The organism is Clostridium sp. MCC353, assembly GCF_018785315.1.
GTDB lineage: Bacteria > Bacillota > Clostridia > Lachnospirales > Lachnospiraceae > CHH4-2.
Window position 1 is genome coordinate 1 of the sequence record NZ_WQPN01000027.1, and the last position, 20822, is coordinate 20822.

Genomic DNA, 20822 nt, shown 5'->3' on the forward strand with positions numbered 1-20822 from the left:
GCAGGGATGGAAAAAGACGGGCAGAAACTGAAAACCAAATCAGTTTCTGAGATGCCCACTGAACGGTGAAGTCCATAAAGAGTTCACCGTGAATGGGCATCGGACCGTCTTTTTCCATCCCTGGGGCCTTAGCTTCACTTACGGTTGGAAGCAGTGTCCCGGCGCCGTCAGATTCCGGCCAGCCCGGTCCGGTCCCACCCCCCGCCTCTCCATCCGCCGCCTCGCCCCGCTTTCCTGCGTAACTTTCACATCAAAAAAACAACTCCTCAGACAAAAAAATACCCTTTCCCGGCAATCAGCCACAGGAAAGGGCATATCTTTTTTAATTAGTTGTCAATCAGTTTGTTTCCGTCATTCCAGCTATACAGCTTACGCAGTTCAGCTCCTGTAGCCTCTAACTGATGAGCGGCCTCTCTTCTTCTCATAGCGTTGAAGTTCGGGCAGTTAACCTGGTTTTCTAACAGCCAGTTCTTAGCGAATGTACCATCCTGGATATCGGATAAGATCTTCTTCATGGCTTTCTTTGTTTCATCTGTAACGATCTTAGGTCCGGTAATATAATCACCGTATTCAGCCGTGTTGGAGATAGAATATCTCATTCCCGCGAATCCGCTTTCGAAGATCAGGTCTACGATCAGCTTCATCTCGTGGATACACTCGAAATATGCGCTCTCAGGCTCATATCCGGCTTCTACCAATGTTTCAAAACCTGCTTTCATCAGGGCTGTAACGCCGCCGCAAAGAACAGCCTGCTCACCGAACAAGTCGGTTTCTGTCTCTTCTCTGAAGGTTGTCTGAAGAACGCCGGCTCTGGCTCCGCCGATTGCAAGAGCATATGCAAGCGCAAGGTCTTTCGCTTTTCCAGTTGCATCCTGATGTACGGCTACCAGACAAGGAACTCCTTTTCCTTCTTTGTACTGGCTTCTTACTGTATGTCCCGGTCCCTTAGGAGCGATCATGCTCACATCCACTCCCTTAGGAGGAACGATCTGTCCGAAATGGATTGCGAATCCATGGGCGAACATCAGCATGTTGCCTTCTTCCAGGTTGGGCTCGATGGACTCTTTATACATCTTAGCCTGCTTCTCATCGTTGATCAGAATCATGATAATGTCTGCTTTTTTAGCAGCTTCTGCCGCTGTATAAACTTCAAATCCTGCCTTTTCAGCTTTTGCCCATGATTTGCTTCCTTCGTAAAGGCCGATGATCACATTGCATCCGGACTCCTTTGCATTCAGTGCATGAGCATGACCCTGGCTGCCGTAACCGATTACAGCGATGGTCTTTCCTTCCAGTAAGGATAAGTTACAATCTTCCTGGTAATAAATCTTTGCCATTTTACTTCCTCCTCAGAATATGTATTGATACATTTTATTTGTTAAAGGCTCATGTGCCTTACGACCCTCAGTCCGTCACTCACTTACGCCTCTAGCCTACTTAATATCAGGGCAGATATCTGACATCATCTGCGCCTCTTGAAAGTCCGGTCAGACCGGTTCTTGCAAGTTCCAGAATCTCATAATCTTCCAACAGGTTGATCAACGCGTCCAGTTTAGACTGGTCGCCCGTGAGCATGACTGTGAGGGATTCTTTTCCCACGTCCACAATCGTGGCCCGGAAAATATCGGAAATGGCGCTGACCGCCTGTCTCTCGCTGGCATTCGCCCGCACCTTAATCATGATCAGTTCACGATATACGGAATGGCCCGGTTTCAATTCCTTGATATCCCTGACATCCTCCAGCTTGCGAAGCTGCTTTTCAATCTGCTCCAAAATCTCCTGATCCCCGGTTGAGACAACTGTCATACGGGAATACCGCTCGTCGGCGGTCACACCAACTGTCAGGCTCTCAATATTATAACCGCGGCGGCTGAATAAACCGGCTACACGGCTCAAAACCCCTGATGTATTGTCCACTAATAACGATAATACAATTCTATCCATCGTATCTCCACCTTCCATATAGTACATTTAATGATAGCAATGTTGGTACTATTTGTCAACTGAATAAAAGGAATATATATTATATCCCCAGGTTATATCGGGAGATTTCCGTCCTCATTCCCGCAAATCAATGACCCTTGAATACCGGATCAGAGGATATTCGCCGTCATGAGGCTGCCCGGGATACAGGGTGTCCATCTCCTCTCCTGGCCGGATCCGCACTACCCCTGCCCGGACAAGAAGGGAGGTGAGTTCCGCCCGGTCTTTTTGGCCGCAGACCAGGACCGCGGTCTGAAGATATCCTTTCTTATCTCTCAATGTCTCCACAATCCGCCGTCTGGGAAGCGGTTTAACCCAGCAGTTTCCCATAATGTCCGATAATTCCAGGCGGTTGTCACTGCACAAAGTGACGCTCACCCCTCGTCCCCGATAAATTCTGACCACATCCGGGTCATTTTCCAGCTCCCTGTTATACAGTTCCAGCGTATGGCAGGCGCGCCGCCCGGCGTCCCCCTGGCTGAGTTCTGAGAACGCATCTTCCAAAATTTTAAGGAACCTGACACAGAATGCCTCCGCCGCCTCTGTATTTTCCGTATCCAGGAAAATACCCTGGCAGGAGCTGCACAGGAGCTGTCCGGTTCCGATTATATTTTCAGCCAGCCCTCTGAGGGCCGCCTCGCCGCATCCTTCTTCCGCAGCGTAGGCAAAGCTGATCTTATGCCCCCATTCAATCAGTTTCGTATTGGGGCCGGCCAGTTTCCTGATCGCCAGAACCGCCTCATCTCCGCCCCAGACACTGATTCCGTCTGCCAGATCCATCAGTTTTTTCAGCCTTCCCGTATCTGTGGAAGGGATGCGGAACACATATATGTAATCCTTCAGCACCGGCTCTGTTTTTACCAGTTCACTCAGCAGAAGGGTGTTGATTCCGTCATCGTCTCTGGACAGCTTTAACAGGTTTATATTGCCCGCCAGAAGCCCTTCCACCACACTGTAAGCCGCCAGGCCGTCCAGATTGGAAGCTCCGATGTGGAGGAGCACTCCGAGAGGCGCCGTCCTCTCTTTGGGCAGGCCGTCCAGCTCCCACAGCACTTTTTGTTCCAGCGCATCGCGGCTGAGCATCCGGGCCGCCTGGGTGAGCTTTGAGGACAGGCCGGGGATTGTGGTTTCCAGGTTTTGAAGCATTTCTTCATAAGCTCCGTCCAGCATCTGCCGGGAAAGGCGGTCACAGGCGCCGATTACCAGTTCCCGGCTTAAAACCGGCCGTTCCAGCACCGACAGGACCCTCCGGCGCAAATCATTCCATCTCATGTTTACCTCCATTTCAAAACATTCCGGGCTTAAAGCCGTTTGAAAGAGCCGGAATGTCTCCCCGGCGTTCTTGAATCAACTGCCCCGCTCCTGCCGCACATGTTTTTATACCGGAAATCCCCGCTCTTCCTATGATTTCTAAGTAAGGGGTTTCGATTCCGCATCCACATTCATTTCCCCTATGTAAAATCCCCAGGTCATCGGTTATAACACTGACTATGGGCACACTTTCCATCATGGGGGAAATCAGGTTAACAAGACCAGTCTGTCCGTAATCCAGAGGCTCCAGGGTATCCGCATCCCTGATGATCACCCTGCTGTAGGAGGGAACGTGAAAATGGTGGTTCTTGCAGGTGCAATAGAGGGCGGGGTGTTCCGCCGCGCCGAAAAACTCCCGGCAGTTCTCCTCTCCGATCCCGAGCACATGCCAAACCATGTCATACAGCGCCGTTTTTTCCACTTGTTCTTTGTAATGCTGTTTCCATCCGCCGCCCAGCATGATCATGGATCCGGGAGGAAGGTTCAGGGATATTCCATCCGACTGCAGCTCCTTTAACAAGAAATACAGATAGGAGGGAAATCCTATGATCCGGACAGGATATGGCCGGGACGCATATTTTTTCAGCGTTTGTTTCAGCCCGGACAGATTCAGCCGGTAGCTCCCATTTCTATATAAAAGAGCGTATTCACAGTTCAGCGGAGGCGCAAACAGCATGGAGGCTCTCTGGGTTTTATTGATCACTGTGTGATTGCTTCTATGGGGTTCATAACCCAGAATCAGATAATTGGCGGGTTTCAGGGATAAAAGGCCATGGAAACGGGCCATGCGCAGGGTCATTTCCCCGGCATACATCAGGCCCTTCAGTTCAAATCCCAGGCGGCTTTTCTTCCCCGCAGTTCCCGAGGAAGTCGCCTTTATCACCATGCTGCGCTCAGCCATGGAATACAGGGTGTGGCGCTTAAAATATAAGGTGGGAAGGCAGGGCAGACGGTACAGGTCGGCGGCGGTCTTCATCTGCTCCGTATAAAATCCCTGTCTTTTTAAAATGCCGTCGTATTCCCTGCAATGGCTTCTGTGAAAGTCCACATTGCCTTTCACCGCATTCAAAAACAGCCTGTCCGTATCCCGGTGATTGTACACTTCTTTAAAACCATACAGCCGCGTCCTGTAATCCATCTCTTCCCCCTGTTCCTAACTATTTAAAGCATTTTTCCATCAATCAATACCAGCGCACCATGGGCAGGTCGTTGCAGATCCCTTTTGAGGCCAAAATCTGATGCAGGTCCACCACTCCGTTTTTAAATGCAGCCGCACAGGAACAGAGATAGAGCTCCCACATCCGCACAAAACGGTCGTCAAACATCTGTTTCACCTCTTCTTTATGATCTTTAAAATTCTTCTCCCAGCAGAGAAGGGTCTTATTATAATGCATCCTCAAATCTTCCACATCCAGCGTATGGAACCGGTCTTCCGCCATTCCCGCCATCATTTCCCTGAGACTGGGGATCATGCCGCCGGGAAAAATGTATTTTTTGATCCACGGATCTCCCGGATACTCCTTTAATCCGCTGATAAAATGGAGGAGGAACAGTCCGCCCGGCTTTAACACATGGTTGACACAGTCAATAAATTCCTGATAGTTGTCCCTTCCCACGTGTTCCACCATTCCGACGCTGACGACCCGGTCAAACCGGATTTTACAGCGTTTTAAATCGCGGTAGTCCATCAGTTTTACCGTCAGATAATCCTGAAGCCCCTCTTTTTCAATCCTCTTCTTAAATCCCCTGTACTGCTCTTCGCTCAGGGTAATGCCCATGCCTTTGATCTTGTATTTTTTAGCCGCTTCGATTAAGAGAAAGCCCCAGCCGCAGCCCACATCCAGCAGCTTCATTCCTTCTTTCAGGTAGAGCTTCTTTAATATATAATCAGTTTTATGGACCTGGGCATCGTATAAGGTGTCATTTTCACCGGAAAAATACCCGCAGGAATAATTCATCGTATCGTCCAGCCACAGTTTATAAAACTCATTGCCGATATCATAGTGGGAACACACTTCTTTCTTCTGGCATTTTCTGGATACCGGCGTATATAAAAGCTTTTTAAGGGCTGTCTCATTTTTAGAAAACCGGCCCATCTGGCTTAAAAAATAATCCAGCGCTCTGTATAAATCCCCCTCAATGTCCAGGGCCCCGTCCATATATGCCTCGCCCAAGGCCAGGGAAGTGCTGTTTCTGAGGGCCATAAGTGGAACCGGCCGTCTCACGTTGACGGTAAATACAGGTTTCCCGTCGCCGATCCGGTATTCTTTTCCTTTTAATCTTACTAAAAAGGGGTATTTGTCAAACCGTTTTAGAAATTGAATCATAGCTTGTTCTTCAATCATAGATCCTGTACATCCTTTTACCATATTTCAGGGTTTTGAACCTGATATACCCTGTTATGATAAATATCCCCGTTTTTACCTTTTTATATACCGTCCACCATTTTTTCTAAGCCATGCCTGACGTTCTCTGTAATCGGGCATGATCTGTTCCACCTCCCGGTAAAAACGGGGAGAATGGTTCATCTCTTTCCGGTGCGCCAGTTCATGCACCACCACATAGTCCAGAACCGGCTCAGGCATGAGAATGAGCCGCCAGTTAAAGTTCAAATTGCCCTTTCCGCTGCAGCTCCCCCATCGGGTCTTCTGTTCGCGGATCGTGATTCTGCCATAGGTAACCCCCATCTTCTCCGCAAAAAGCTTCACCTTCCTATTAAATGTGGCTTTGGCCTGCTCTACATACCTCGCCCTTTCTTCTTCCGTAAAAGCCGGTCCGGGCTCAGGCTTCTCTTTCTGCCTTTTTACGGCTTCTTCCGTCTTTTTGGCGATCCAGCCTTCCTTTTCTCTTAAAAAATTCTCAATCAGCTTCCTGCTGCACTTCATGGGCGCGCGGACAATCACCTGCCCTTCCGACGTAATCTGAATGGCTAAGGTTTTCCGGCTGCTCCGGATCAACTGGTATTCTATCATAAACTTCCTCATTCTATCTAAACATTAAATTAACAGAATCTTCTAACATAAATTTTTCCAAATTGCCCAAACTATTAAAATCAAATGACGGAGAAAGGAGATGATCTCATGTGCCACAGAAAAAAGCAAACACCTCCGCCTGCCAAACAGGAGTCCCCATATGGAAATGGGTCCGGTCCTGAAATTGACACAACCCATTATGAACAAACCGCAACCAATCCCATACCAAATGAAATGCCAAATACCGGCAGTTCGCACAAAAACATGATGTAAGGAGGTTCTGTCATGTCCTATATCGCCCCGGCCGTACAGGCCAAGTTTGAAACACTTTCCATTGACTTAAAAAATGAAATTCTAAGCCGCAATGTTCAAATCAATACCATCTACGATCTGATCAATGTTCTTGAAAAAATAGTGGAGGAAGCTGAATAATCAGCTTCCTCTGTTATCATATCACAATATGCCCGTTCCGACAAATGGCATCCGCTTAGAAAGGTCTGAATTGTTACCACAAATGTTCTTTCTCAGATATTTTTCTTTTTAATCCTATCCAGAGCCTGGAACAACAGATTCATGTCCAAAGGCTTGATCAGATATTCATCCACACCTGCCTTTTTTGCCTCTTCCCTGTCCGCGTCAAATGCATTGGCAGTCATGGCAATGACCGGCACATTTTTGGCGTCCGCCCGCTCCATGCTGCGGATCGTCTTTGTGGCCCGGATTCCATCCATATTCGGCATCCGGATATCCATGAGAACCGCGTCATACCAGTATTCCGGCCTCTTTCCGAATAGTTCCACGGCCTGGACGCCATCTCCGGCAGTTTCCACCACGATGTCCTTCATCTTGAGCATCTCCTCGGCAATTTCACGGTTTAATTCATTGTCTTCCACCAAAAGGACCCGTAAATGCTGTAAATTTCCGATCTCCTCAATTGCCGTCTCATTTTCCAACACTCCCAAATCCCCATCCGCCGGGCGGACCGGAATGCATACCTTAAACACGGTTCCTATTTTCTTTTTGCTTTCCACCTCAATGGTGCCGTCCATCAACTGAACTAAGTTGGAAACGATGGACAGACCCAGGCCGGTGCCAATGAGATTTCTGGCCTGGTCGGAGCTCTCCTGCTCGAAAGGTTCATATAACCGCTCTAAGAATTCTTCGCTCATGCCTATCCCATTATCAGATACCTTAAATTCTAAGACCAGACCGTCTTTCGTCCGCCCTCCATTTCTGATTTCAAGGCTGATCCGGCCGCCATGAGGAGTAAATTTCACCGCATTCACCAGCAGATTGGCTAATATCTGGTGAAGCCTCAGATAATCGCCGGTATATGGCCGGTACAGCTCAGGATCACAGCTTAAAAGGAACTGCTGCCCCTTTTCATCCGCCTGGGGTTGTATCATGCCGCACAGGGATTCCACAAATTCCCTGAACTCAAACCTCTCCCGGTTCAGTTCAATCTTTCCGCTCTCAATCCGGGACATGTCAAGCACATCATTGAGCAGGGACAGCAGATATTTGGAAGAGGAATCGATTTTATCAAAACATTCTGCCAGCTTTTCCGGATCTCCTGAATTGATTTTCCCCAAAGCGCTCATGCCTATAATGGCGTTCATGGGCGTTCTGATATCATGGCTGATCCTGGAGAGGAAATCACTTTTGGCCCGGTTCGCCTCCTGGGCCTCTGCCAGAGCCTCCTTTAATACCTGCTCCTGTTTTGCTTTCTGAGCCCTCTCTTCGTCCAGAAGCTTTATCAGCATAATGGCCAGAATTTCATCCCCATAGGGATTATCCACGTGAATGATCTGTATGGACAGCCAGTGATAGATCCCATCCTCATTCTTGAGCTGCGCTTCCATATAGATCTCTTCACTGCCTTTGGAAAATGACCGCAGAACCCCATTTCTACAAAAGCGCTCTATGTATTCTCCCCGTTGGGAAGGGTGAATTACGGATTCTACTTTTTCCAGAAATTCCTGGTAACAGCCCTCTCTCCTGAGTTCCAGGGCATTTCCCTGCTCCATGAAGAAATTGTAGGTGTCCCGGGTGAGATTAATGCTCATGATCGCCTGATATACGGTCCAGATCGCGGCCCGCAGAGACTGGTTCTCAAGAATCTGTTCCTGCTGCTGCCGGATCTGCAGTTCCTTTGTTTCTGTCACGTCGGAATAGATTGCCTGAATTACATCTCTTCCCTGCGCGTTGATCAAACGCTCCATAATAACGCTGATCCAGCAGATTTTCCCGTCTTTTCTGATGAATTCCCTGGTGTAAGAAACGGGCCCTGACTCCAGGGTCATGTGTCTCAGGTACTCCTGGACCTTCGCCTTATCTTTTTCCAGGAGAAGCTGAAACGGCGAACGGATCTCCCGCCTATACTCTTCTTCCGTATAGCCGTAGATTTCCCAGGCCATCCTGTTTTCATTGAGCAGCAAATGCTCCTCATCCGCCGTGAACTGGATAATGCCGCAGGGCACGGTCTGGTAAAGCTGTGTCAAAAACTCCGCTGTCTGCCGGATCTCCCGATGGGCTTCTTCCAGTTTCAGCTCCTGATGTTTCCTTTCGGTCACATCAATCAGCACTGCGTACAGGACTTCCCTGTTGCCGGGCTCTATTACGCTTCTCCCTTTTTCGGAAATCCACAATATCTCACCGGTTCTGGTATGTACCCGGTATTCCAAATTATAGACGTCTCCGGCTTTTAACTGCTCATTTACCCGGCTTGTTATCCATTTATAATCTTCCGGTTCTATAAAATCCAGGCAGCGGTTTCCCGTATGTAAGGCAAAATCGCCGTAATTCGTATACCCCAGAAGCTGTGTCAGGTTATCGCTCATCCACTCCACATGATAGGGAGGCGCAATGGAACAGATAATCATCCCCCCGCTCAACTGATTCAAAATCAAATCCAGCTGGCGGTCCTGGCGCAGGGTCAGTGACTCCAGCCGCTCATATGCTTCCTTCGCCGCCCTGACAGGAAACAGTTCTTCTTCCCCGATTCCGGCAAAAGGAACTGAATTGTGGATATGGACCGTCTCAAATGTATCGCCCTTTTCCCGAAATACAAAAGTGCATCTCTGCCTCACCTTCATATGGGAATCCGCCGCCGGATCCGTCTCCATCATGCTGTCGCAGCTGCATAAATAAGTCTTATCATCAATCCTGGCGCTCTCGTAATGCTCATCCCACATGCGGAACGAAAGCATCTCTTCTTTTCCCTTGAGAAACGCGCGGGTAACCGCCTCTTTTCCTTTGGCAGTCTGATGTTCTCCTCCGCCGACCCAGATGATATCTTCTGCAAAAGTAGATATCATAAATTCCATATCAGATTCACAGAAATACTTACGTAAAATTTTTTTTGCCAGATCTTCTGCCTGCCGTAATCTTCTCTCTTCCACGTAACCCTCCTCTGATATCCTGTTTTCACTCAACAATTGATTTTACTATTTTACCATATCCGGGCGTCCTTTTCTATTTAGTTGTGATATTTCGTTAAATAATTTCGTTATTTAGACATCCATTGCTTCTTGACCGTCTTTTCCGTTCAGAAAGATGAGCCGTCTGAAGGGTTGCTTTCTCTATCATTTCGCCGTCATTAGCAGATGACATCGGAGCGCCTTTGTACTATAATTTCATTATAAAGGAGAATGAAGTATGACCAGCAAAGAATTATTATATGTTAAAACGGTGGCTGATGAAAAAAGCATATCCCAGGCCGCTAAAAAACTTTTTATCGCGCAGCCGTCTCTAAGCCAGTCCCTGCAGAGAATAGAAGAAACCCTGGGAACCCAGTTATTTAACCGCACCACCAGCGGGCTGACGCTGACATTTGCCGGTGAGCGCTACTATCATATGGCCACACAGATCCTAAAAATGTACGAAGACTTTGAGATAGAGATCAGCGATATCAATAATTTAAAAACAGGCCGTATCCATCTGGGGATCACCAACCATTTGGGCACCCTGACCTTGTCCAAGGTTCTTCCCAAATTCCGCAATATCTGTTCTCATGTGGAATTGATTATTTCGGAAGAAAATTCATCCACATTGGAGCAGCTCCTGCTCAGCGGAGAACTGGATTTCGCCATCATGCATGCGCCCAAATCCAACATCCAGCCCCAGCTCCACTACGATATCATGAAGAAAGATCCGTTTGTCATAGCCATTTCCCCGGATCATCCACTTGTTAAAAGGGCAAAAAAAGAACCGGGCTATCCCTACCCGGTTCTCGATATCAAACTTCTGAAAAATGAAACCTTTCTCATGCTTCACAAACAGCAGAGAATCCGTCAGGTCACAGATTCCGTGCTGGCCAAAGCCGGGATTCACCAGCCTAAAATCGGCCTCACCCTGCGCAATTATGAAACCGCACAGCTTTTAGCTGCCCAGGGCCTTGGGATTACGCTGGTTCCCCTTCAATATTCCCAAATCGCCCCAAGCGACTATCTGCCGACGATCTTGTCCATAGATGAAAAGTACGATGCCAGCTGGGATATGAGCATCGCCACGCTGAAGAACAGTTTTTTGTCAAAAGCGGACCAGTTGTTCATACAACTGGTGAAAGAGGCGTTTGGAGGGAGCAGACAGGGTTGAAGCCGGAGAGGGAGGAAGGGATCGCTGTATGGCTGACAAAGGGATGACTACATGGCTGACAAAAGGGATGACTACATGGCTGACAAAAGGGATGACTACACGGCTGACAAAAGGATGGCTACACGGCTGACAAAAGGGATGGCTGAACGCCATCCCTTTATGAATCATTCCTTATCGGTTTCTATTATAATTGATCAAACACCCGGCTTTTACAATCTTTTTCTCATCCGGAGTCATGTCAGCAATATAAAGGTTCAGCTCTTTTACCGTATCGCCGATCACATAAGCTTTGATGTTTTTCATATCTCCATCCAGCGCTTCTTTCACGTTTGGAACATAGATGTAATCGCCCACTTCAAATTCCGGATCCGCTTCCATCTGGAATGGCAGCATTCCCCAGTTCATGACATTTGAACGGTATCTCTTGGTAGCGTATTCTTTACAGATATTAGCCAGGCCGCCGATCACTCTCTGGCAGCTCGCCGCCTGCTCACGGGCAGAACCGTCACCGGGTTTTATTGCATAGACCATGCTTCCAATCTCTGTTTCAGAAGCCTTCACCTGTTCATTTCCTGGAATTGTGTTGATCTTATCAAAAATATCCTTTAATTCAGGCGCTGTTTCTAACGGGCACCGGCCTGCCGCTCTCGCTTTTTCTATTTTGTCAACTTCCTTGCTCCTTCCCACATACTGGGGATCACGTCTGGAAAGTGTAAATTCTGCCAGTCCGAGCGGGTTGGAACGGTAAGATGATGTTTCTCCTGACGGGATCAATTCGTCCGTGGTGGTCACCGGATCCAGAATCTTGGAGCATACTTTTAATAAAATATTGTCTGTTAGCGGGCTCATTTCAGGCCAGTCTTTGATGTTGGGGCCGTAAACCAGCTCTTTCTCTGTATCCTCTGCCTGATATCCCTGATAAATTCTGCTCTTATAAACCGTATCATCAAATTCATAAGCAGGCACCTGATAATCGTCCATCACTTCTGATGCTGAAGTCAGTTTTCCTCCATTGGCCGCTGTGGCAGCGATAGATCGGGAATCCATTAATGCAACTGCCGACATCTGTCCAACGCCCGGCTTGGAACCTTCACGGTTCGGGAAGTTTCTGGTGGTGTGGCGGATGCTGAATCCGTTGTTGGAAGGTGTATCTCCGGCTCCGAAACAAGGTCCGCAGAATGCGGTTTTGAGCACTGCGCCTGCTGCCATGAGGTCAGAAACCGCGCCTTTTTTAACAAGGTCCATATAGACCGGCTGGGAAGACGGATATACGGATAATGAGAATTCATCCGCGCCGCAGTTCTTTCCTTTTAAGATATGGGCGGCTTCCATAACGTTGGTATAATTGCCGCCTGCACATCCTGCGATAATTCCCTGGGTCACTTGAAGTTTTCCGTCCACGATCTTATCGGTCAGGCTGAAATTGATATCAGGATTACCTGAAATCTTTGCGGCTTCCACCTCTACGGTTCTTAAAATGTCGCCTAAGTTGGCATTTAACTCATTAATTTCATATGTATTGCTGGGATGGAATGGAAGGGCGATCATAGGTTTTACAGTGGAGAGATCCACATAAACCATACCGTCATAATATGCCACATCTGCCGGATTCAATTCCTTATAATCGTCCGCTCTGCCATGCAGCGCCAAAAATGCCTTTGTATCCTCGTCGGTTCTCCAAATTGAGGACAGACAGGTTGTTTCTGTGGTCATCACATCCACGCCGTTTCTGTAATCTGTGGTCATGGAGGAAATACCGGGGCCTACGAATTCCATCACTTTATTCTTTACATAACCGCATTTAAAGACTGCACCGATAATTGCCAGCGCAATATCCTGAGGGCCAACGCCTGGATTCGGACTGCCGTCCAGATATACGGCAACCACTCCCGGATAAGATACATCATAAGTGTCGCAGAGAAGCTGCTTCACCAATTCTCCGCCGCCTTCTCCAATGGCCATGGTTCCAAGGGCGCCATAGCGGGTATGGCTGTCTGATCCGAGGATCATCTTACCGCCGCCTGCCATCATTTCACGCATATACTGGTGAATGACCGCAATATGAGGAGGAACGAAAATTCCGCCGTATTTCTTACATGCGGACAATCCGAACATATGATCGTCTTCATTGATGGTGCCGCCTACCGCGCATAAAGAGTTGTGACAGTTGGTGAGCACATAAGGCATTGGGAATTTCTCCATTCCGGACGCCTTCGCAGTCTGGATAATGCCTACAAAAGTGATATCATGGGATGTCATGGCATCGAATTTAAGTTTCAGATTGTCCATATCTCCCGATGTATTATGAGCTTCTAAAATCGAGTAGGCCATTGTACCTTTTTTAGCCTCTTCTTTCGTCACTTCTTTTCCTGTTAAAGAAGCGATCTTTGCAGCCTCTGCCTCAGGAACGATCTCAGTTCCATTTACCAAATAGGCGCCGCCGTCATATAATTTTACCATGTGAATACCCTCCTGAAAAATCGTACTGGTATAGCTTTGATGTCTTTAGTATGCCTTATTTGGGGAGAATAGTCAAATACTATGTTGCTTATATAGTCTATAGGTTTTTGCTATGGTTGGATGAGGGGTGGTTATGCATTCTGAGAATTGGCAGATGCGTTTAGAATTGAGGGATGCTATTTGCATTTATACATTATATTTTACGTTTTAACTATGCTAAAAAATTCAGATTATAGTTAAGTTAAAAAAGGCAATATCACATAAAAGTACTGGCCCTGCAAATAGTTTATGGATTATATGCAGATAGCAAGGGGAACCTGCATTTGCAGATAATCTATCAAAATATTGCAGAGCCATTATATCCTGTGTTTCGAATTTTCGGTTTTATTAACTGATTGGTGACGGCGGAATAGTAATTGGGGCAGGAGCAGATTCAGGGGCAGATTCCGGAGCCGCTGCAGGCCCTGAGGGCTGCTGTGAAGGGTTTTTGCCTGGTGTCTGGGCCGGATCGGCTGCTAATGCGCTGCTGCCTCCATTATTGTTGCCGTTATTATTGCTGTTATTCCCATTTTCGCTATTATTACTGTTACCCGCATGACTCTCTGCAGAGGCTTTCGTTTCTACATCATCTTTGGATTCAGATAAATAGGTCTTGTAAACATAGGCTTCGCCTCCATTAAACTTAATCTGTATCCATCCATTTTCCGACATGCCGGTAACTTCCACCTCCTGCCCTGCTTTTAAACTGGACAGTACCGTGGTTCCTGTGGTATAGCCGGCTCTGACATTAACCGGTTTAATCGCATACATAGTCTTTTCCATTGGTGTCACTTTATAAACCGGCATCTCCGTTGTGGTTTCCTCGGCGGAAGATTCTAAACTGGAAGTTCCTACTGCTTCCGTCTCTGATTCTGCCAGCAGGGACTGGTTTTCGTCAAGTGCGGACTCATCTGAAACCGCTGCGCTTTCGACCGGCGAAGTTTTTTCTGCCTGTGTCTCAAACTCAATCACAATTTCTCTGGTTGTCGCTTCAGTAGACTGTCCGTTTTCTCCTCCCTTTTCAGCGCCGCATGCGGACAATAATAATGCTAAACTTGCTGCTGTCAAAATTAAATATTTTCTCATATTTACCTCCATTGCGAAACGTTTTATTGCACAGGCACCCGCACTGGCAATTCCTGATTCCCGGCTACGGTATAAATTTATGACTCAGTCACAAATTTAGGTGAAAAATAAGCTGTCAGGTATCTTTTCTTACACTGCTTCCAGTTCCTTAATTAAAATATTCCTTATATAACCACCATACTTTTCTTTCGTAGCCGCGATGTGATATCCCTGCTCCAGTACATTGTCTCTGCTGTAATGATTATCCGGATGGATTGTGCACATCAAATACCGGAATCCCCGCCTGCGCGCTTCGGCTTCGGCCGCCTGCATCAGCCTCCGCTGAAGGCTATACCCTCTATACTCAGGCAGGACAGCGGCTGAATCCATGTGAACCACTTTGACTAGCTCTGATTCCGGCAAATTGATATCCCTTCCCAGGTTTTCCTGCGACAGGCCGGGGAATACGATCATGAAGATTCCGGCTAATTCACCTGTCTCCTGTTCTGTAGCTTTAAATGCAAGCCCTTGTCCGGTTTCCAGCATCTGGATGGTATAGTCCGAATTGTCGGCGGCAAACCATGCTTTCTGCTCCAGTCGATCCCACACGGATTGGATCAGGCGGACGATGGATGGGTAGTCGGACGGGGTGGCTTTGGTTATTTTAAAGGTCATGTGGGGCAGCTCCTGTTTTTTTGTTGGTTTCTTGTTAGTTACTTGTTGTTTTTAACAATTGTTTGTGTTAAGGTGATGACGATATAGAAGTATTTTCCAAAAGTATAACATTTTTTTTATGGGAATTCAATTTAATATGTTTTAAGATTGGTGAAAGAAAAGGTCATGTTTTGTCTGCATGACCCTTTTTAGAGTTTTATCTGTTAATTTGTAAGAACCAAGTATCAGGGTGTTCCTAATTCATTTGCCCCAACACCAGTTACTGATGTCAGGGTTGTTAGCATTTTACTCTGATTTATTGTTACATGTTATGCTCGCATTGGCTCCGGCCTGACTGTCGCTGAACAACCAGTTTTTGTGTCCCTAGATTACCGGTCTAATCGAGTTTTCCAATGGGCTATTGCTCAAGCTGCACCATCCGTCTTCGGAACCATTTTAGTTTTTCCTCTCTATACTTTACACTGCTTTTGCTGCTTTTATCTGACATACTTTAATGCATTGATAGCAGCGAACACATTTATTTTCATCAATCTGCGGATATTCAAATCCTTCTTCATCTTCTACCATGCTAATTGCCTCTTTCGGACAAATAGCATAGCAAGCAGTGCAGCCGCAGCATTCTTCCTTTATGTTATATAATACAGGCATCTCTTTCACTACTAATTTCCCTCGCATTTAGATACAAAAAGTAATCTATATTCAGCTATTTTTACTCCCTGCCCCGCCGATTAATTGAAGCATTTTCTTAACTGTCTTTTTTAATTTTCTATTAACTCTTGTTTTCAAAGAATATTCAATTGGCGTTCCATACTTCTTTTGAAGTTCTTCAAAACTTATATTATGCATATCGGCAAAGAAAGTATTTCTTTGTCGAGGTCTTTTACTAGATCTATACTCTGATGGATTTTCTTTAATTCCATCTTCATAAGAAACTTCTTTTAACTTTATACTTTTAAGAGTCAGATTAAAAAAATCTTGTCCTCTACTTGTGCGAATTAATACAAGAGATGTCCCCATACCATCATTCATTTCCGGAGCCACATTTTTTATCCCCCAAAAATCAGCAATGGTAAGATCCGACATTTTCGTTTCTTTTGCCACGCATTCATAACAAGATGGACGTAAACAATAGTCTCTCAGAAACATTTGCATATACGGATCCTTATCCTTTGATATATACAATTTCTGTTTTTTTCCACATGGTATTGTCTCCAGCACCTCTTTCATCCCAAAATCAGTCCAACTATCATCCTTGCAACGAAAGTTAATGCCTTTCAGCTTTCCACCAATTTTCTGTTCTTGATACTTTGCATATTCACGCCATAAAGCAGGTGATGGTGCTCCATGACAAATAACATCTACACAAATCAAATTCTCATAGTCTTTGCCAATAAATTTTTTCAGACCATTCACTTGACATCCAGTTCCAGAAAATAGAACCAGCTTTCCTGATGCCAAATCACTTTTAACATTCCTAAATGTGTCACCAAGTCTTGCTTGTATATACTTTGAACCACGAAGTTGTGCAAAATCTTTTTTATCACTAACTGCAATAAATTCCGCCGAATAACAGTCTTCCGACATAGCAACACCGTATACAACCCCCTGTTTATCAAAAACATACTCTGCTAAAGAAGAAAATACTGCTCCTGAAGAACTGCTTAGCCTAACATCCTCATCTGTATTATAACAAGCATAAACCTTTAATGGCTCCATCACCAATACTTCCTTTCCTCATTAAGTCATTAAACCAAAGATTGCCATCATTTTCTTTTTTATAGTGTTATTTTCTTAGTAACTTTTTTATCGATCCCATTAAAAGCTGCTTTTCTTCTATATTCATTCCTAAAAAATACATAGAAACAAAATATACAATTGTATAAAGGATTGCAAACATACCTAATTTTATAAATCCAGTAATATTCACAAACTTCATAATAATAACACCAACAACGCAAGGAGCTGCTAATGCCGGAATAAATTTAGCAATTTCTTTCCAAAAATAAAACATGTTCATTCCAATACGTGCATGATAATACCAGTTCATAAAAATAATGTTGCCTATAAACAGTGAGATTGCTGTACCAAGGGCTGCACCAGTTGGACCAAAAACTTTTATTAATGGAATGCTGATTAAAACATTAGCAATTGCGATAAATAAATATACAATCGAACGCGCTTTATGCATGTTCCTTGCACGTTGAATTTCAATTCCTATATTTTGTATCAACGGTACCGTAACAGGAACAATTAATAAGAGTGCAACCTCATAAGATACGTTGTATCCATCACCAGCCCACATTTTTATAAACGGACTCCCAAGAAACACAAACCCAGACAAAATCAGTCCCAAAATAATAAATTGTATTCGCCCTACTTTTGTAAACAATTTTACTAGTTGCATCGTATCATTTGATTCCGCAACGATTCTATTAACCTTTGGCACAAAAACATTAGATATTGATGTGGAAAATTGTTGATACATCGTGTTTATTTGTCCGCCGACACCATAAACTGCAACAGTTGTAGTTCCAGTAAGCCTTCCAAGAAGGAATTTATCTACGCTCCAATTAATTTGATCTATGATTTGATTTAAAAAGATAAAAAAAGTAAATACCCACATTTCCTTTAAAAGGCCTACCTGAAATTCTCTAAAAACGAATTTGATATGTAACTGTCTAAGGCAATAAAATATATTGGATATTAATAAAACAAAAGTCAAAAATGTTGTTGCTATTACTATTCCAACCGATCCATAACCCATAATCAACAATGGCAATGTCAAGAATGGGCTACCTATATTTTGAAGCAAAATTAACAGCTTTTGAAATAAAAACTTTTCATGAGCAGTAATTGAACAATTGAACACACTATTTGGAAAAGTCATCGCAAGATTCACTACAAGTAATCTCATCAATATCTTTGCCGTATTGTATTCACGGTTTGTAAGTCCTGTCCCAAAAATACTTTGAATATTTCCTATCATCACGATTCCGCAAAGAATACAGATAACTGAAATTGAGCAGAAAATGAGCATAAACATACCATTAAGTTTCGCTATTTTTTCTTCATCGTTTTGAGCTTTATATCTGGAATAAAAACGAAGATATGAGCTTCCAAAACCCAAACTGAGCAGGCTTAAATAGGAAATAACCGAATATACCAACTGATATAGTCCATATTCACTTTGTCCTAAAAGACGTAACATAATGGGTGTATATATTATGCTCACCAGAATTTTTACTACTTCGCCGGCATATGAAAGTATTACACCAGCCTTTCTTTGACTAATCTGCATATTATTTCCCCGCGTATCAAAACATTCATATTGAATCTGTAAGTTATAATTCCGTAAAGTAGTTCAGCATTTTTCTTTATTACCTACTATTCTAATGTTCTTTTTAATTCAGCACTTAAATATTTGATTCCCTTTTCCCTCTCCTGTTTTATAACTGCATTTACTTTTGTGTAGTTTATACTCTGATCTGAGATCTTATTTATTCTTTCTGATAACCCCATTTTATTTAAAAGTGTTAAAACACGATTATTCATTCTTGCATTTTTAGATTCACGCATATAGCATGTAAATTTTTTATTAAACAAAATTGAAAAAACAGTTCCATGGAACGAATTTGTAAAAACATACTGTGCTTTATCAAACAGATACAAGAACTCCTGCGGCGTCGTGTTATAATATTGGGGATAATCAGTGTTATAAATATCAATTATCGCACATGAATTCTTAAACGCATATACTTTAATATCTTCTAAACATTTTAAAGGCAAGTCCGAAAGGCAATACACTAAAACATAATTATCCGGAATATCATAATCTGGTTTTTTTGAAATCTGCTTCCATCTGTTCAACTCCAACATCATTGTCGGATCATTCAGCAATATTGCCTCCCTACCTGTAAGATCCTTTATAATCTCGCATCCACTTTCCTCTCTACAAGAAAATCTAAAAAATCTATCAAGTGCTTTCTTATAGAATTCCCTTTCTGAAATATCTATATAGTCCATTCCAAAACTTGGTGAAAAACATATAATTTTAGCTCTGTCTGCAAAACTTAAAAAACGGAATTCCAATTCACCTTCTTTATGAAGCCAATTATGCCATACCTGATCGCTTCCTGTCACATAAGCATCAAAAGCATTCAAATTTTGTATTTCTTCCCATGTATAAATTGGGGTTGTTTGAATTAATTGTTCTGTACCTTTTTTGAAAACATCTTTTCTATTTCTATCCATGAATAATTTTCTATACTTTTTTAATATGCGACCTAAATAAATTTTTATCACATCCAGCCTGCTTTCTTGATAAAAAAGATTATCGCATAACAATGTTATTGGACTATAACCTAAATTCGAAATCAACGTTTGAATTGCATAATTTTGAAGTTTATTACCTATGTTTGTGTAATCAAACAAAGTAACAATTGCAACTTTTTTCATTTTTCACCTCTTATAATCATATATACGCAAAAAACAATGTCAAAAAAATTATTGAAGAAAAAGATATAAATATTGGTGAGTATATAGACAAACTAAATATAGTCACAAAAATCAATATTCTAATAACAATATTGGATTCTCGATTTTGATTTATCTTTCCAACAAACATTCGACAATAAATTATAATTTGCATCAAGTAATACCATAATCCAGCTATATATATAGTAGATCCGATACTACTTAATCCAAAATGCTTAAATCCATGCGCTATATGTTCACCAAACATTTCCATTCCAAATCCTTGTCCAAACAAATAACTCTCCCGTAGTGACAGCGCATATTCCACTATTGCCAATCTTTCATTACTACCTGCAACACCTACTTTATTATAATTCAACATATCATAAAGTCTTCTGTATAAATAATCTTCAAAAACTTCTCTAATTGAAGGTATGAACAAGCTCAATCTGATAGCCACTATTGCAAGTATTACCACAACAATGTATTTTAAAGATTTCTTAAACACTCCAATCGCTTTATCATAATCCTTGATTATTCCTCTCAATAAGATTGACCATGGCAAAAAAAGGAACATTGCTGTATTATCATTTTGTGTGGAAATAACAAGCATTAATAATTCACTTACAATTGTATATATCAAAAGCAACCTTGCACCTTTTCGCCTATTCTTCTCATTCAAAAGTTCACATACCTTCAAATTGCAAGAATAGATCATACATGAAAACAGAACCAGTTCATGCGTTCGATTTTGTCCAAACAATCCACAACACAAATCTTTGTAATACGGAGATGCATCAATCCATTTCTGCTTTAAAAAAATAGGATATCCTGAAATCTGTATGAGTAATGCAATAATGTTTAAAACCCACCATGCATTTATAATCTTCACGCAAGACATAAGCATTTTTTCAAATCTGCTTCTATTGCTTTTCATTATTGTAAACAAACTCAAGCAGGCAATACTTGGTGTAATGACCCCTCTAAAATTCATAAAGGCAAACTCATTATGTTCTGAGCAGAACATAGACAAACAAATCAGTACCAGTAGAATTATAATTTCACGAGAATTACTAATGAATATCGATCTGAATCTATAACTACCAACAAATACCATAAAAATTAAAGCAGCAAATGCAAATTGCCAAATTTTAACTTTTTCAACATAATTTAATAGCAAAGCCATGAACAAAATATAATAAAACAGCAACGAATTAACATTAATCTTTTTTAACATTTTATCCTCGT

Annotated in this window: 17 protein-coding genes; 2 read left to right on the forward strand and 15 right to left on the reverse strand. The window is 43.5% G+C overall.

The annotated features are described in order from the left end of the window. Window positions 1-326: 326 nt before the first annotated feature. From ilvC to GPL15_RS06955, 6 genes are all read right to left on the reverse strand, one after another. Window positions 327-1337 carry a ketol-acid reductoisomerase gene (ilvC, locus tag GPL15_RS06930; protein ID WP_215697347.1) on the reverse strand — a complete coding sequence of 337 codons (1011 nt, stop codon included), beginning with the start codon at window positions 1335-1337 and terminating at the stop codon, window positions 327-329. A gap of 106 nt (window positions 1338-1443) precedes the next feature. After that, complete coding sequence (gene ilvN / locus GPL15_RS06935) at window positions 1444-1944, reverse strand: acetolactate synthase small subunit (protein WP_215697349.1); 501 nt, start codon at window positions 1942-1944, stop codon at window positions 1444-1446. Between the two features lie 114 nt (window positions 1945-2058). Then, window positions 2059-3255, reverse strand: coding sequence for an acyl-CoA reductase (locus GPL15_RS06940; RefSeq protein ID WP_215697351.1), 1197 nt, complete (start codon window positions 3253-3255; stop codon window positions 2059-2061). A gap of 13 nt (window positions 3256-3268) precedes the next feature. Further along, window positions 3269-4432, reverse strand: a complete 1164-nt coding sequence (locus GPL15_RS06945) for an acyl-protein synthetase (protein ID WP_215697353.1) — start codon at window positions 4430-4432, stop codon at window positions 3269-3271. A 43-nt stretch (window positions 4433-4475) separates the two neighbouring features. Next, window positions 4476-5639: a cyclopropane-fatty-acyl-phospholipid synthase family protein gene (locus tag GPL15_RS06950; RefSeq protein ID WP_215697355.1), complete on the reverse strand. Its 1164-nt coding sequence runs from the start codon at window positions 5637-5639 to the stop codon at window positions 4476-4478. A 75-nt stretch (window positions 5640-5714) separates the two neighbouring features. Continuing rightward, entirely contained in the window at window positions 5715-6266 is a 552-nt protein-coding gene (locus GPL15_RS06955; RefSeq protein ID WP_252198156.1) for a M48 family metallopeptidase, read from the reverse strand. Between the two features lie 285 nt (window positions 6267-6551). On the opposite strand from GPL15_RS06955, the gene GPL15_RS06960 reads away from it, so the two are divergent. Next, complete coding sequence (locus tag GPL15_RS06960; protein WP_180994797.1) at window positions 6552-6698, forward strand: hypothetical protein; 147 nt, start codon at window positions 6552-6554, stop codon at window positions 6696-6698. Between the two features lie 92 nt (window positions 6699-6790). Here the strand turns inward: GPL15_RS06960 and GPL15_RS06965 are convergent, their stop codons facing one another. After that, a complete protein-coding gene (locus GPL15_RS06965) occupies window positions 6791-9667 on the reverse strand; it encodes an ATP-binding protein (RefSeq protein WP_215697359.1) in 2877 nt (958 codons plus the stop codon). A 256-nt stretch (window positions 9668-9923) separates the two neighbouring features. Between GPL15_RS06965 and GPL15_RS06970 the strand changes: the two genes are divergently transcribed. Then, complete coding sequence (locus tag GPL15_RS06970) at window positions 9924-10862, forward strand: LysR family transcriptional regulator (RefSeq protein WP_215697361.1); 939 nt, start codon at window positions 9924-9926, stop codon at window positions 10860-10862. A gap of 171 nt (window positions 10863-11033) precedes the next feature. Here the strand turns inward: GPL15_RS06970 and GPL15_RS06975 are convergent, their stop codons facing one another. From GPL15_RS06975 to GPL15_RS07010, 8 genes are all read right to left on the reverse strand, one after another. Then, a complete protein-coding gene (locus tag GPL15_RS06975; protein WP_215697364.1) occupies window positions 11034-13322 on the reverse strand; it encodes a hydratase in 2289 nt (762 codons plus the stop codon). Window positions 13323-13709: 387 nt separating this feature from the next. After that, window positions 13710-14447: an SH3 domain-containing protein gene (locus GPL15_RS06980; protein ID WP_215697366.1), complete on the reverse strand. Its 738-nt coding sequence runs from the start codon at window positions 14445-14447 to the stop codon at window positions 13710-13712. A gap of 129 nt (window positions 14448-14576) precedes the next feature. After that, window positions 14577-15101: a GNAT family N-acetyltransferase gene (locus GPL15_RS06985; protein WP_215697368.1), complete on the reverse strand. Its 525-nt coding sequence runs from the start codon at window positions 15099-15101 to the stop codon at window positions 14577-14579. Window positions 15102-15557: 456 nt separating this feature from the next. Beyond that, entirely contained in the window at window positions 15558-15776 is a 219-nt protein-coding gene (locus GPL15_RS27695; protein ID WP_215697370.1) for a 4Fe-4S binding protein, read from the reverse strand. Window positions 15777-15800: 24 nt separating this feature from the next. Continuing rightward, window positions 15801-16817, reverse strand: a complete 1017-nt coding sequence (locus tag GPL15_RS06995) for a Coenzyme F420 hydrogenase/dehydrogenase, beta subunit C-terminal domain (protein ID WP_252198160.1) — start codon at window positions 16815-16817, stop codon at window positions 15801-15803. A gap of 67 nt (window positions 16818-16884) precedes the next feature. Next, window positions 16885-18399 (reverse strand): oligosaccharide flippase family protein, encoded by a 1515-nt coding sequence (locus tag GPL15_RS07000; RefSeq protein WP_215697375.1) that lies wholly within the window; start codon window positions 18397-18399, stop codon window positions 16885-16887. A gap of 86 nt (window positions 18400-18485) precedes the next feature. Beyond that, complete coding sequence (locus GPL15_RS07005) at window positions 18486-19556, reverse strand: polysaccharide pyruvyl transferase family protein (RefSeq protein ID WP_215697377.1); 1071 nt, start codon at window positions 19554-19556, stop codon at window positions 18486-18488. Between the two features lie 16 nt (window positions 19557-19572). Continuing rightward, a complete protein-coding gene (locus GPL15_RS07010; protein WP_215697380.1) occupies window positions 19573-20811 on the reverse strand; it encodes a hypothetical protein in 1239 nt (412 codons plus the stop codon). Window positions 20812-20822 lie beyond the last annotated feature (11 nt).

Coding starts and splice junctions, on each gene's coding strand:
- ilvC (WP_215697347.1), bottom strand. CDS start 1,337: ATGGCAAAGATTTATTACCAGGAAGATTGTAACTTATCCTTACTGGAA.
- ilvN (WP_215697349.1), bottom strand. CDS start 1,944: ATGGATAGAATTGTATTATCGTTATTAGTGGACAATACATCAGGGGTT.
- GPL15_RS06940 (WP_215697351.1), bottom strand. CDS start 3,255: ATGAGATGGAATGATTTGCGCCGGAGGGTCCTGTCGGTGCTGGAACGG.
- GPL15_RS06945 (WP_215697353.1), bottom strand. CDS start 4,432: ATGGATTACAGGACGCGGCTGTATGGTTTTAAAGAAGTGTACAATCAC.
- GPL15_RS06950 (WP_215697355.1), bottom strand. CDS start 5,639: ATGATTGAAGAACAAGCTATGATTCAATTTCTAAAACGGTTTGACAAA.
- GPL15_RS06955 (WP_252198156.1), bottom strand. CDS start 6,266: ATGATAGAATACCAGTTGATCCGGAGCAGCCGGAAAACCTTAGCCATT.
- GPL15_RS06960 (WP_180994797.1), top strand. CDS start 6,552: ATGTCCTATATCGCCCCGGCCGTACAGGCCAAGTTTGAAACACTTTCC.
- GPL15_RS06970 (WP_215697361.1), top strand. CDS start 9,924: ATGACCAGCAAAGAATTATTATATGTTAAAACGGTGGCTGATGAAAAA.
- GPL15_RS06975 (WP_215697364.1), bottom strand. CDS start 13,322: ATGGTAAAATTATATGACGGCGGCGCCTATTTGGTAAATGGAACTGAG.
- GPL15_RS06980 (WP_215697366.1), bottom strand. CDS start 14,447: ATGAGAAAATATTTAATTTTGACAGCAGCAAGTTTAGCATTATTATTG.
- GPL15_RS06985 (WP_215697368.1), bottom strand. CDS start 15,101: ATGACCTTTAAAATAACCAAAGCCACCCCGTCCGACTACCCATCCATC.
- GPL15_RS27695 (WP_215697370.1), bottom strand. CDS start 15,776: ATGCGAGGGAAATTAGTAGTGAAAGAGATGCCTGTATTATATAACATA.
- GPL15_RS06995 (WP_252198160.1), bottom strand. CDS start 16,817: ATGGAGCCATTAAAGGTTTATGCTTGTTATAATACAGATGAGGATGTT.
- GPL15_RS07000 (WP_215697375.1), bottom strand. CDS start 18,399: ATGCAGATTAGTCAAAGAAAGGCTGGTGTAATACTTTCATATGCCGGC.
- GPL15_RS07005 (WP_215697377.1), bottom strand. CDS start 19,556: ATGAAAAAAGTTGCAATTGTTACTTTGTTTGATTACACAAACATAGGT.
- GPL15_RS07010 (WP_215697380.1), bottom strand. CDS start 20,811: ATGTTAAAAAAGATTAATGTTAATTCGTTGCTGTTTTATTATATTTTG.